The sequence below is a fragment of the Niabella terrae genome (assembly GCF_054783135.1).
In genome coordinates, this window is record NZ_BAAGRD010000008.1 from 474,821 (window position 1) to 487,271 (window position 12,451).

A 12,451-nucleotide genomic window follows, 5' to 3' on the forward strand; every position below is an offset into this window, starting at 1 on the left:
ATATTTGTTGATTTAAAATTTTGTCCGGCAAACCTATTAATCCTCCGGATGCCGGGAAAGGAAATGCCGATAAATGGCAGGAAAAGCCGGTTAAATGGTATCCGGCACCGGTAAAAGTTTGCGAAGCTGCTTCGGAGAAAGACAACCTTTAATTGCCGCCGCTCTTCACCCGGTTCTGTTCTTCCGCTGCACTGCCGGTACGACGGCGGGCCGGACCATTGTTGTTTTTGCCAAATTTATAGGTGAAGGATATATTGAACTGGCGGCTGTCTAACTTACGGTCATTGCGCAGCCAGATATCCACATCGGCATAGCGGGAAGTGGCGCTGAAATTGTTGGTGCGCAGTAGGTCACGAACGCCGATCTTAAGGGTGGCTTTTTTCTGGAACAGCTGTCTGGCCAGCGCCGCATTCAGCCCACCCATGGAGTTGCCGATCAGCAAGCCTTCAGAAAAGCCGCTGGTGTACCAGCCACTGAGTTCTGCTGTCCATAATTTGGCGAAAGTGAAACTTTGTGACATATTGCTCATGAAACTATTGACTTCCACGGTCACCGGTGTGCTGGTATTACCATCGGTGTAAAGCCCTTGAAATTTATTATTGAAACCATTCAGGTAGACATTGAACTGCCACCACTTGAAGATTTGTTTATTTGCCGTTATGGTTAGCCCCCATTGCCGCATGCTGCTGAAATTTTCACTGGTTTGAAAAGTGGTCTTTTTTTCGGTATCCTGCTTCAGTATCTGGGTGATGATATCACTGGTACGGGTATAGTTCAGCGTCGTGGTAAGAAACCGGTTGAAACTGTGACTCAGTTCCAGGTTATGGGTAAACTGGGGCTGGAGATAAGGATTGCCCTGACCATAAGTGAGCGAATCCAGAAAATAAATAAAAGGGTTCAGGTCGTCGTAGTCGGGACGTTTGATCCGGCGGCTGTAGGAGAGGCTGAGTTGTTGGCGTTCATTGATATTGTATAATACACTGGCATTGGGAAAGAGGTTGGTATAACTTTTCCGGAAAGTAGAATCGTTTTTCAGTTGCTGTCCCTTGGAGCGGGTGTTTTCCGCTCTCAGACCTGCCGAAATCTCCCATTTGCCCACAGGGGCCGTGAGAATGGCATAGGCGGCGCTGATCTGTTCCTGGTAAACGAAATGATTACTGCGCTGCTCATCTGCATACCAGCCGGTACTGGTATCCCGCTGGTACATGGCATTATTATCGGTATGAACAAGGCTGCTTTTCAGGCCGGTCTCCAGCTTCAGTTGTTTGGAGAAAGGATGCACATAATCCAGCTTACCTGAATAGATCTTTATTTCAGAAGGGAAGTTGCCATCCAGCAGGACCAGGTTGCCCCGCTGGCTGTGGTCGGCGTTCTCCACCCGGGTACTGAGAAAATTATGCCCTTCGCTGCGGTAATAACCCTGATCCAGGTCCAGGTTCAGTTCCCGGCCGGTGGAATCAAAACTGTGTTTGTAGTTCAGATTGGTGGTAAAGTTTCGGTTCCGGTTGCCATTGATGGCTTCCGAGATCAGCAAAGTATTGATATTACCAGAAGCATCCCGCAATCGGGAATTGCTGTGTTGGGACTGTTCCCAGGGATTGATATTACCGGTCACTACGATGCCGGCCACATCCTTCTCTGAGAAATTATAGTCAAATCCCAGTTTCATATTATGCCAGCTGCTGTTATTATGCCGGCCGGTTTCCTGATCACTGGAACCGGAAAGCAGGCCGTCTTTGTAAAAATTTCTTTTGATCGACAGTACCCCCAGGCTTTCCCAGTGACCCCCGTCATAGCTGCCAAAGAGGTTGGTTTTGGCGGTTCGGTAATTAAAATTCATACCACCCGAATACTTGGGATAATAGCCCTGGTTGTAATTGGCATTCACTGACCCGTTGAGTCCTTTAACGGCGCCTTTTTTGGTTTTGATATTGATGACCCCGGCGGTTCCCGCAGCTTCGTATTTGGCTGGCGGGTTGCTCATGATTTCAATCTGATCCAGGCCCGCCGCCTGCAGGCTTTTTAGAAATGCCGCCAGCTGGGTACCACTCAGATAAGTGGGCTTGCCATCGATCAGGATCAGCACACCGCCCTTGCCTTTCAGACTGATATTGCCGTCCGTGTCCACGGTAATACCTGGTGATTTTTCCAGGATCTCCAGTACGTTCAGGCCGGCATTGGTGGGCGAAGCGTCAACATTCACGACGGTCTTTCCTGCTTTAATTTCCAGGGGAGGCCTTTTAGCGGTTACGGTTACAGTAGCCAGGGCCGCACTGGATTTTTCCAGCTGTAGGTTTACAATGGTGTCTGTCCGGTCCAGCTGGATGATATCCGAATAAACATCCCGATAGCCGACACTGCTGGCTTTTAGCAGGTAGCTTCCCACCGGCAGTTGGGTGAACTGGTAATAGCCTTTTTCATCTGCGGCATTTAGCTGTTGCAGGGATGAATCTGTGGCGTTGAGGAGCGAAACAGAGGTTTTGCCTAAAGGATTTCTGGCAATATCGGTTACGGTTCCCTGGATGGCGCCAGGCGCAGTTTGAGCTTGGACAACAGGAGCGGCGGCCAGTAGCGGGAGTATCAGAAGTAATCGCATAGAAGGTTTGTTTTTAATTACCCGCCAAAATTATTCAGGTACCGCCCGCCGGGAAACCCGGAAACGGTAAATGGTATAAAATGCCCCGTGAAACTGACGAAACGGCTTCTAAAGGGTTTGGGCTGCTATGTATAATTCGCTGAAACTACCCCGAATGTTACAATTGGACGGATAAGCGCCTTAAAATTTTTCGGAAGGAATTCAGAAAATATTAGCAGGTTTTACCCATATTTGTAATACAATAAAATTTTTAATGCTATGAGTTATCCGGATACGCTTCGTTATACCAAGGACCACGAATGGGTCAGGCTGGAAGGGAATACTGCCACTATCGGAATTACCGACTTTGCCCAGAGGGAACTGGGAGATATTGTTTTTGTGGAAGTGGAAACGGTAGGTAAGCAACTATCGGCCAATGAAGTTTTTGGTACGGTGGAAGCGGTGAAGACGGTATCTGATCTCTATCTGCCGGTAGATGGTACTGTAACGGAACTGAACCCAGCCATGGCGGATGCGCCGGAACTGGTCAATACCGATCCTTATGGCGAAGGCTGGATGATTAAAATGACTGTCAATAACCCGGGTGATGTGGAAGGCCTGCTGGATGCAGCCGGCTATGAGCAGCTGGTGGGATAATCCCGTTTGTTATAGGCATACCTATCATTAAAACAGCAAATATTTTGTCTAGATTGATTAAGAGTTACTGGCCGGCCATCATTTGGTCGGCCATTGTTTTGGTACTGTTGGCGTTGCCGGGCGATGCTTTCCAACAGGAAGAAAGCTTTCTTTCGAAAATTTATTTTGATAAGCTGGTCCATCTGGGCCTGTTTGCCCTGCTGGTCCTTACCTGGTGCTGGGGTATTTATAACCGTTATCCTTCCGGGCGTCTTATGAAAACATTTCTCTGGATTTGCATCTGCTCCATTTTATTTGGCTATCTGATGGAACTGGTGCAGAAATATTGGGTGCCCAACCGGGATTATGATTTATGGGATGTCGTTGCGGACGCTGCGGGCGCACTGATCGGACTGATCTACAGCAGGTTTAAGTTTTTGAGAAGATAGGGTAAAAAAATAGACCCCTGTAGAAACAAGGGTCGCAACCAAAACTAACTGCTTATGAGAAAATTGACTATCTTAAGTTATTTATATTAAAAACGTTTTTTCGAACTTCTTATTTTATGATCGGTGTTAAAGAATTCTAAAGTATTCAAACCGAAATTGTGAGATTTTTATTTTCTAAGAACTTCATCTTATATATACCATAAATCATGCCAAAACGGGGATTTTGCCCTAAAAGCAAAAAAAATGTGGCCAAATAAGCCATATTTTTCTAAAAGAATTTATAACCGTTTTCCTGTGTCCGGGGATATTTTGTTTCCTATTTTGTTCAATAATCTGAGACTGAGTTTATTATGCCGGAGGAGACGGGTTGGACGAAAATCTACCGCCCGAATTACTTAAAAAAGCCCCCTATAATATCGGTCAGGCCGCCGCCACCGCTGGTTCGAGGTTGTTGTGCTTTCTGGGTGATATTTCCGATAATATTGGTGAGATCGGGTTGCTGACCATTCCCGCCGCCAGTGAACTGACTCAGGATATCCTGTAAATCAATGCCGTTGGTCTGGGTATTATTGGCTGCGGGGTTCCCACCGGTGAAAGCAGCTACCAGATCATTCAGATCAAAGCTATCATTGGAAGGGTCATTGCTATTGGTTTTGCTGACGATGGAATTCAGGACGCCTGGTATAATATTATTGGCGATGCCATTGGCAACAGCGGGATTCAGGTTCATTTTGGAAATCAGCTTATTGGTAAGATGGCCGACCATCATGCTCACTATGGGATTGCCCAAAAGGCCACTCTGACTCTGTGATTGTCTGCCGGTAAACATGGAGATAATACTCTCCAGGCCACCGCCGCCCAACATGTTCTGAAACCCACCGGTGATGGTACTGGCGGCTTCCGCCATGACAGCATTATTGTAATTATCGGGTACTTCCTTATTGGCAACCACCGATTGCTGCCCGAATTGTTTGACGAGGTCTAAAATCTGATCAATCATTACCTTTTGTTTTTTTAAAAAGTTAAAAGAAGAAACTCAGCTGATAATATTACAACATTTGGATGAATTGCGGTTATAAATTCGACAAGCGGGGCCATATTTTAGTCAGGGTATGGAGCCGGGGAGCCGGACGAAAGATGGGAACCGGTACTTTAGTAAGTAACATCAGGGAGTACAGTGCTTACGTTTATACGCCGTTGTGTTTTTTCTCATTTTTCCACCAGCGATAGCCGATATAGCCGATAGCCGATAAAGGAATGAATGCCAGGTAGATAATGCCGGTATTGAGGCCTTTGGCGGCGTCATCACCCAGTTGTTGGGCAGTTTTGGTGCAAATAGAACACTGCGCCATAGCACTGAAGCCTGTTAAAACAAGCAGCCATATTGCGATGATTCTTTTTAACATGCGGCAAAGGTACTACTTTAATCTCAAGCCCCGGACACGAAAAATCCCGGGGAGGCCCCGGGATGTATGAAAAATCTTTTGGAAGATGGATTAAATTTCAGCGGCCAGTTTTTTTGCCTGACGGTTCCTTTCAATTTCGTCCAGGATCACTTTACGCATCCGGATAAAATTCGGTGTAACCTCAATGCATTCATCCTGCTGGATGTATTCCATGCATTCTTCCAGACTCAGCAGGGTTTTGGGTGCGATACGGGTCGCATCGTCACTGCCACTGGCCCGGTGGTTGGTCAGCTTTTTCTCTTCCGTTGCATTGACAACCAGGTCACCGGGTTTGATATTTTCCGCCAGGATCTGACCGGTATAAACTTCCTCGCCCGGATCGACAAAGAAAGTACCACGGTCCTGTAATTTGTCGATTGAATAACCGGTAGTCCGGCCCTGATTCTTCGAAATCAACACCCCATTGTTTCTGCCGGGAATGGCACCTTTCCAGGGCTGATAATCATTGAAGCGGTGGGCCATAACAGCTTCCCCGGTGGTAGCGGTCAGCATCTGTGTCCGCAGGCCGATCAATCCACGGGAGGGAATATCAAATTCCAGGTGTTGCATTTCCCCCTTGGTTTCCATTACCAGCATTTCTCCTTTACGGCGGGTCACCAGATCGATGACTTTGCTGGCAAATTCTTCCGGTACGTCTACAACCAGGGTTTCATAGGGTTCGTATTTTTTGCCTTCAATTACTTTTACCAGTACCTGTGGTTGTCCCACTGTCAGTTCATAACCTTCACGGCGCATGGTTTCAATCAGCACACCCAGGTGCAGGATCCCGCGACCATATACCAGGAAACTTTCTCCTCCATCACTTTCTTCTACGCGCAGTGCCAGATTTTTTTCAGTTTCCTTGATCAGCCGATCTCTCAGGTGACGGCTGGTTACGAATTTGCCATCCTTGCCATAGAAGGGGGAATTATTGATACCGAAGAGCATGTTCATGGTGGGTTCATCCACACTGATTACGGGTAAGGGCTCTGGATTTTCAATATCGGCAATGGTATCACCGATATTAAAATCTTCAATACCTACAACGGCGCAAAGATCACCCGCCACGACTTCAGATACTTTTTTCTTACCCATGCCTTCAAATACATAAAGTTCTTTGACCCGGGTTTTGCGGACCGAACCGTCGGCCTGTACCAGGGCCACCTGCTGGCTCTCCTTGATCGTGCCCCGGCTGACTTTACCAATGGCGATACGGCCCAGGAAGGAGGAGTAATCCAGGGAAGTGATCTGCAGCTGCAGACTGCCCTGGTGTACATGGGGTGGCGGAACATGCTGGAGTATACCATCCAGCAAAGGGTTGATATTATCAATTTCAGTCAGGGAATCATTGAACCAGCCGTTTTTACCGGAACCATAATAGGTTGGGAAATCCAGTTGTTCTTCGGTGGCATCCAGATGGAAGAACAAATCGAAGACCGCATCATGCACTTCTTCAGGGCGGCAGTTGGGTTTATCAACTTTGTTGATGACCACAATGGGTTTCAGTCCCAGGGCCAATGCTTTCTGCAAAACAAAACGGGTCTGAGGCATCGGGCCTTCAAAAGCATCTACCAGCAGGATCACCCCATCGGCCATTTTGAGTACCCGCTCCACTTCGCCACCGAAATCGGCGTGACCAGGGGTATCAATCACATTGATCTTTATATCCTTGTAGGTAACCGCTGCGTTCTTGCTGAAAATGGTGATGCCGCGTTCCCGTTCCAGGTCATTGCTGTCCATGATCAGATCACCGGTTTCCTGATTGTCCCTGAATACCTTGGTGGCATGCAGGATCTTGTCCACCAGAGTGGTCTTACCATGGTCTACGTGTGCGATGATGGCTATATTGCGTAAATTCATTCCTTAATTGGTTTTTGTACTGAAATTGCAGGAAGCGGGATTGACGATTCAACCTTCCACTTTATGTTTTTTTAAGGGCGCAAAGGTACGGGTTTTACAGGAACTGTCATGGAAAACAGGAGCGGATTCGCGGCAGTTACTCGCAAAAGCGCAAAATAAACCCTTGTAACGGGCTGAATTTAGAGCATAAAGCCTTCAGCCCTTGCAGGAACCGGGGGGCGAAGCTTTCTTACAAGTCCCTGATTCACAGCCGTTGCAAAGCCGATATCAGGTTTCATCTGTTTTTCATAAAAGTCGGCTAATTTTGTTTATTGACAGTAGCGCCAACGACCGCTTTTTTCCACAAGACCAAGAATGGATATTTTCAGCGGGCAAATACTGGTATTTATCCCTGAATCGTTTAATACTGCCTCAGTGATGCGAGAATTTTTTTTATGTGTTTTTTTCATCTTGTCAGTAGGGTGCGGGAGTACCTTGCTGGCCGGTGACCGGCATGCGTCCCCCGCTATTTTAGATACGATTCCGGCAAAAAGACCGAAATCCAAGGCGGAAAAGAAGAAGGATGTCCGCCCTCCCCGGACCGCCCAAAGCAGGTCCATCAAATCGGTTCCGAAAGCAAAGGCCCGACCCAAACCCAGGGTCGTTGTAAAAACGCCGAAAATCAAGGGTCCTAAAATTATAAAGCCCAAGGTAAAAGCCCGATTATAAGTTCTATCCGGTATGGTATATTTATCAGTAAAACGGTCTTGGCTTATTTGTTTGCTGCTGACGGTGGTCAGCCTACAGGCACTGGAGGCACAGACAGTTGACAGTACCCTGGCTATCGCGGACAGTACCGACGCGACGACGGGTAATAACGATACCAAACTAATTCTGGCGACCATCCTGGCCAGCGGTATTGACTATTATGGTCAGACTACTGAGAAGCGGTTGCCTTATCTGGCACTCAATAGTACCCTATTTTTTAAACCGGGAATATACCTGGGACTCACCGGATTTCATCTTTGGGGAGACAGCATGCTGGTTTCCGCCACAGGCCTGACTGCGGGCTATGAAAGATCTTTATGCACTGCGCTGACAGCGGATATAAGTTATACCTATACCCGGTTTCCGGAACAATCTCCTTTTTTGCAGGCTTCCAGTCCCCATACTGCCAGTCTTGAATTCAAATGGACTCAAGTCTGGATGGCCAGTCTGGGCCTGGACTATTCTTTTGGTAAAGCGCAACGGGACGTCTTTACCAGTGGCTGCATTGGCCGGACGCTGTCCTTAAGTCCAAAGGCCGGCCATTATGAGCTAAATATCGTCCCCCAGCTGACCGTTATCGCCGGTACCCAGCAATTTTACCGCAGTTATCTGGAAACAGTTCAGCGTAACAACCAGGGGCAAGGCCAGGGACAGCCACCACCCAAAACGACGGAGGTAAGCCAGTCCTTTAATTCATTCGGGCTATTATCTTATAATTTTAAGGCCGCCCTCAGCTATAGCCGGTCCTCTTACCTGGTGGAGCTTTCTCCGGCCTGTGCAGTTTTGGGCAACAATACGATTGATCCGGGAAAGGTGAATGCCTTTATAACTTTGAGTGCTTACTATCAGTTTTAATCTCTGACCCATGCGTGTACTTTTAATTGAAGACGAACAGGAGCTGGCTGGTGAAATTCGGGTCTTTTTGAGGCAGCATCATTTTGAGAGTATTATCGCCGACTCTGCAGCAGTGGCACTTAATAAGCTGGATCAGGGGTCCTACGATTTCATTCTTCTGGACATCGGTCTGCCGGATAAAGACGGTTTAAGTCTGCTGCGGGAAATCCGTAAAGATTATCCGACCATGGCCATTATTATCATTACCGCCCGCAGACTGGTCGAAGACAAAATCAAGGGATTGGATATGGGTGCTGACGACTATATCGCCAAACCATTTTCTTTATTGGAATTACATGCCCGTATGCAAGCAGTGCTGCGTCGCAGGTTCAAGCTGGAGGACCATATTACCGAGCTGGAGGGGTTCCAGATAGACATCAGAAACCGAACCGTCTGTTATAAGGAACATTATATTGAATTGTCAAAAAAGGAATTTGATCTGCTGAGTTATCTTATCTTACACAAAAACCGGCCAGTAAGCCGGGTGCAATTAAGTGATCATCTCTGGGGTGAGTTTATGGACGATCGCTATGATTCAAATTATATCGATGTGCACATTAAGAATATAAGAAAAAAGCTAACGGCGGTGGCCCCGGCTGATTGGTTGGAAACTGTCCGCGGGATCGGTTATAAAATCAGGGTGCAATGACACGACTTTATACCAAACAGGCGTTGTTCAGTTCTGCCAGCACCCTGGTCATCATTGCGTTATTCGTGCTCTTGCTGCCGGAACTGATGCAACGTATTGCTTTCAATAACACCAATAAGGCACTCCGCAAACAGGAGGCAAAAGTAATGGATGAAATCAGGCGCAATGGCGTTGATTATTACCTCAACGGAGATACCGCCTATGGCAGCTACTCTATGTTGAAAGATGAATATATCTCATTAGAACGTATCGACCGGCCGATAGCGGCTTTGATGGTTACAGACCAGCGATTGATCGAACGGGATACCATCACTTACCGGATACTGACACATTCTTTTCAGGAAAGCAATGCGATCTACCTGCTGGAAATCGGTAAAAAGATGGCATCTATTAACGAAGAAGGAAGGGCACTGCAACGGGTAGCAATTTATGTTTTATTGCCACTGATCTTATTACTATTGCTGGTGCATCTGTTGTACAACCGGTATTTATTAAAACCGCTGAACCTAATCATAAAATCCCGGTTACTGGATGCCCGGTTTCCCTTTAAACAACGCCATCAGCCATTGAAGACAACAACGACTGATTTTCGTTACCTGGACAGGTCTATCAATGATTTAATGCAGCAGATTCGTACTGCTTTCGAAAAGGAAAGGGAATTTACCGCCAACGCTTCGCATGAACTTTTAACGCCACTCAGTATCATTCAAAGTAAAATTGAAAACCTGCTGAACGATGAGACCATAACTACTGCCCAGGCCATGGAATTGGAAGGGCTGATGAGAACCCTGTACCGGGTTAAGAAAATCGTCAATTCGCTTTTACTCATTGCAAGGGTCGAGAACGAACAGTATGTTAGAAATGATACGATTTTTTCGATTGATTTTATAAACGAAATCACCGAAGAACTGGAACACCGTCTCAAAGAGAATGATCTGCAGTTACAAATGAAGATGAAATCATCCACGAAGCTGACCCAGATTAACAAGGAACTGCTATTTCAGCTTTTCTATAATATCATCGCCAATGCGATCCGGTACAACAGGTTTAACGGTATGATCGAAATAACAGATGGCCGAACCAGCGGCGGTCAATATTATATTACCGTTCGGGACACCGGCATCGGTATCGCAGCCGACCAGCAACTCTCTATTTTTGACCGGTTCAAAAAATCCGGCGTTAAGTCGGATCAGAGCAATGGCCTGGGCCTTTCAATTGTAAAATCCATCGCACAATACCATGATTTACAAATCAGCCTGAGTTCCTCTTTGGATCAGGGTAGCTCATTCCGCATTACTTTTGCGTTGAAACATCTGGATCCAGACAAATGAACCGGATGTGTTCCAATACCGTTGTAAAGTGGCCCGATTCCTTCATTTTCTCTTCATCTTTGACTGATAGCTTTGCTGTTGTTATAATCATTAAAGCTTTATTATTATGAAATCTTATTTGTTGCTTACCAGTGCGGTATTTATGGTGGCACTCAGTGCCTGTTCCAAATCTGATCGGTCGGGTCCCGACAATCAGGGAAAAGCCAATGTGCAATTTGTACTAACCGATGCACCTGCAGCCTATGACGCTGTGATGGTCAATATCAGGGAAGTGCAGTTGAACATGGGCCATGAAAATGAAGCGGAAAACTGGGTGAGCTATCCCCTGAATCCTGAGTTGGCCGAACCTGTAAATCTGCTGGATTTGAAAAACGGCGCCTCTATGTATATGGGCGATCCCTATGCATTACCGGCCGGTACGATCAGTCAGATCCGTCTGGTGCTGGGTGATGGCAATACCGTCGTAATTGATGGCCAAACTCATGACCTTTCTACGCCTTCTGCTCAACAGAGCGGTTTGAAGATAAAATTCAACCAGACTTTGGAGCCCGACGGGATTTATACCATATGGCTGGATTTTGATGCGGCAAGATCAGTTGTCAAAGCGGGCAACAGCGGCAGGTACAATTTAAAACCCGTCCTGTATGCAAAAATGGAATCTGTTGATTTTGGTGCCATCCGGGGAACGGTATTGCCCAGCGAAGCGGGAAGCCTGCTCTATCTGTTACAAGGTGCCGATACAATTGGCAGTAGCCTGCCTGAAGCACCCGGCTCAGATCTGGGCGAAGGATATTACAAGTTTATCAATCTGAATGCCGGAACTTATAGTTTGTCTTTTGACGCGGTTGATTCTGTGGGATATAAGGATACGGTAGTCAGCAATATTGTGGTAGCGCCGGGTAAAATAACCGACCTATCCGAGTTGATGCTTTCCAAGTAAGCGATAAAAAACTTTCGGGTCATACATACATAAAGAAGGGGGCGCTGTTACAGGCGTCCCCTCATTTTTTGTGAATTAACCGGAAAAAATCAATCGGATCCCAAATGTAAACATAAATTTCGTTAGAAACAGAAGAGGAGGGGTTCGGTATCAATTTGCTATCTCTAACTTCTGCGTCCCATTAAGATTCTCAATACATACCAGAACAAGAGCATGATTGAAGCAAATAATTGCAGGGCCGCGCCCACATATTGCGTGGTCAGGTATTGGTCTTTAATCTGACTGGTTTGATACAGGATGCTGGCGGAAGCCAGAACGACCATACCCACCGAGAACCAGAGTCCCAGGTCAAAGCCAAAAAGGGCACCGGCGACGATCAGGCCCAGGGCGACAAATCCACCGACAATGATAGCAGTTCTGAGAAAAGAAAAATCTTTTTTGGTTAAAAATACCACGGCAGTCAGTCCGGCAAACATGAACAGGGTAATGATGGCTGCCTGCTGTACTACTGCGGCACCTTCGGTCATGACCAATGCAAAATAGAGCATGGGAAGAAAGATAATGGCTTCGATCAGAATAAAGAGTCCCAGTCCCAGGTATTGCTGGTTGCGGCTCATTGAAAAAGCCAGTTTATTACTCAGAAAACTACCCAGCCAGAACAACCCGAGTATCAGGAGCCAGAAAGTTCTGCCGCCCATCATAGACATGATAAATTCCTGGGGTACGGTCCGCAATAAAAATCCTTCCACCACCATGAAAGCCATAATAGAAATAGCGACATGCAGGTAGGTTTTTTTGTAAAATGTTGCGCGTTCCAGTTCGGTGGCCTCGGAGACCAGTATCAGATTTTCATTCATATGCTTTTTTTTGGATCGCTGCAATATAAGTCAATTCTCCGCAAATCTGAAACGGAGCAGGAACTGGC

At 46.7% G+C, this 12,451-nt stretch carries 13 protein-coding genes; 7 read left to right on the plus strand and 6 right to left on the minus strand.

Annotated features, from left to right (window positions below; genetic code table 11):
• The first annotated feature begins 20 nt into the window (after positions 1-20).
• The gene (locus ACYVI9_RS10210; RefSeq protein WP_460764193.1) at positions 21-152 is read left to right on the plus strand and encodes a hypothetical protein; all 132 of its coding nucleotides are present in this window, start codon (positions 21-23) and stop codon (positions 150-152) included.
• On the opposite strand, the gene ACYVI9_RS10215 is transcribed toward ACYVI9_RS10210, so the two are convergent.
• The gene (locus tag ACYVI9_RS10215; protein ID WP_460764195.1) at positions 149-2,596 is read right to left on the minus strand and encodes a TonB-dependent receptor domain-containing protein; all 2,448 of its coding nucleotides are present in this window, start codon (positions 2,594-2,596) and stop codon (positions 149-151) included. The two genes, ACYVI9_RS10210 and ACYVI9_RS10215, sit on opposite strands and share 4 nt — an antisense overlap.
• A 258-nt stretch (positions 2,597-2,854) precedes the next feature.
• On the opposite strand from ACYVI9_RS10215, the gene gcvH reads away from it, so the two are divergent.
• On the plus strand, positions 2,855-3,232 hold the full coding sequence (gene gcvH, locus ACYVI9_RS10220) for a glycine cleavage system protein GcvH (protein ID WP_460764197.1): 378 nt from the start codon (positions 2,855-2,857) through the stop codon (positions 3,230-3,232).
• A 44-nt stretch (positions 3,233-3,276) separates the two neighbouring features.
• The gene (locus ACYVI9_RS10225) at positions 3,277-3,660 is read left to right on the plus strand and encodes a VanZ family protein (RefSeq protein WP_460764200.1); all 384 of its coding nucleotides are present in this window, start codon (positions 3,277-3,279) and stop codon (positions 3,658-3,660) included.
• Between the two features lie 391 nt (positions 3,661-4,051).
• Here ACYVI9_RS10225 and ACYVI9_RS10230 read toward each other — a convergent pair whose 3' ends face one another.
• The 4 genes from ACYVI9_RS10230 to ACYVI9_RS10245 form a co-directional block, all read right to left on the minus strand.
• Positions 4,052-4,660 (minus strand): hypothetical protein, encoded by a 609-nt coding sequence (locus ACYVI9_RS10230; RefSeq protein WP_460764203.1) that lies wholly within the window; start codon positions 4,658-4,660, stop codon positions 4,052-4,054.
• 187 nt (positions 4,661-4,847) lie between these two features.
• Positions 4,848-5,066, minus strand: a complete 219-nt coding sequence (locus ACYVI9_RS10235) for a hypothetical protein (RefSeq protein WP_460764206.1) — start codon at positions 5,064-5,066, stop codon at positions 4,848-4,850.
• Positions 5,067-5,156: 90 nt separating this feature from the next.
• A complete protein-coding gene (gene typA, locus ACYVI9_RS10240; protein WP_460764209.1) occupies positions 5,157-6,965 on the minus strand; it encodes a translational GTPase TypA in 1,809 nt (602 codons plus the stop codon).
• Positions 6,966-7,273: 308 nt separating this feature from the next.
• Positions 7,274-7,630, minus strand: coding sequence for a hypothetical protein (locus ACYVI9_RS10245; RefSeq protein ID WP_460764212.1), 357 nt, complete (start codon positions 7,628-7,630; stop codon positions 7,274-7,276).
• Positions 7,631-7,685: 55 nt separating this feature from the next.
• Between ACYVI9_RS10245 and ACYVI9_RS10250 the strand changes: the two genes are divergently transcribed.
• From ACYVI9_RS10250 to ACYVI9_RS10265, 4 genes are all read left to right on the plus strand, one after another.
• The gene (locus ACYVI9_RS10250; protein ID WP_460764215.1) at positions 7,686-8,567 is read left to right on the plus strand and encodes a hypothetical protein; all 882 of its coding nucleotides are present in this window, start codon (positions 7,686-7,688) and stop codon (positions 8,565-8,567) included.
• Positions 8,568-8,577: 10 nt separating this feature from the next.
• Entirely contained in the window at positions 8,578-9,255 is a 678-nt protein-coding gene (locus ACYVI9_RS10255; RefSeq protein ID WP_460764217.1) for a response regulator transcription factor, read from the plus strand.
• On the plus strand, positions 9,252-10,586 hold the full coding sequence (locus tag ACYVI9_RS10260; protein WP_460764220.1) for a sensor histidine kinase: 1,335 nt from the start codon (positions 9,252-9,254) through the stop codon (positions 10,584-10,586). The genes ACYVI9_RS10255 and ACYVI9_RS10260 overlap by 4 nt, the downstream gene beginning before the upstream one ends.
• A 106-nt stretch (positions 10,587-10,692) precedes the next feature.
• Positions 10,693-11,526 (plus strand): DUF4382 domain-containing protein, encoded by an 834-nt coding sequence (locus ACYVI9_RS10265; protein WP_460764222.1) that lies wholly within the window; start codon positions 10,693-10,695, stop codon positions 11,524-11,526.
• Between the two features lie 164 nt (positions 11,527-11,690).
• On the opposite strand, the gene ACYVI9_RS10270 is transcribed toward ACYVI9_RS10265, so the two are convergent.
• Positions 11,691-12,383, minus strand: coding sequence for a Bax inhibitor-1/YccA family protein (locus tag ACYVI9_RS10270; RefSeq protein WP_460764224.1), 693 nt, complete (start codon positions 12,381-12,383; stop codon positions 11,691-11,693).
• Between the last annotated feature and the right edge of the window lie 68 nt (positions 12,384-12,451).

Bases quoted from the DNA above. Each gene is read 5' to 3' on its own strand.
- ACYVI9_RS10215 (WP_460764195.1), bottom strand. From the start codon at position 2,596: ATGCGATTACTTCTGATACTCCCGCTACTGGCCGCCGCTCCTGTTGTC.
- gcvH (WP_460764197.1), top strand. From the start codon at position 2,855: ATGAGTTATCCGGATACGCTTCGTTATACCAAGGACCACGAATGGGTC.
- ACYVI9_RS10230 (WP_460764203.1), bottom strand. From the start codon at position 4,660: ATGATTGATCAGATTTTAGACCTCGTCAAACAATTCGGGCAGCAATCG.
- ACYVI9_RS10235 (WP_460764206.1), bottom strand. From the start codon at position 5,066: ATGTTAAAAAGAATCATCGCAATATGGCTGCTTGTTTTAACAGGCTTC.
- typA (WP_460764209.1), bottom strand. From the start codon at position 6,965: ATGAATTTACGCAATATAGCCATCATCGCACACGTAGACCATGGTAAG.
- ACYVI9_RS10250 (WP_460764215.1), top strand. From the start codon at position 7,686: ATGGTATATTTATCAGTAAAACGGTCTTGGCTTATTTGTTTGCTGCTG.
- ACYVI9_RS10255 (WP_460764217.1), top strand. From the start codon at position 8,578: ATGCGTGTACTTTTAATTGAAGACGAACAGGAGCTGGCTGGTGAAATT.
- ACYVI9_RS10260 (WP_460764220.1), top strand. From the start codon at position 9,252: ATGACACGACTTTATACCAAACAGGCGTTGTTCAGTTCTGCCAGCACC.
- ACYVI9_RS10265 (WP_460764222.1), top strand. From the start codon at position 10,693: ATGAAATCTTATTTGTTGCTTACCAGTGCGGTATTTATGGTGGCACTC.
- ACYVI9_RS10270 (WP_460764224.1), bottom strand. From the start codon at position 12,383: ATGAATGAAAATCTGATACTGGTCTCCGAGGCCACCGAACTGGAACGC.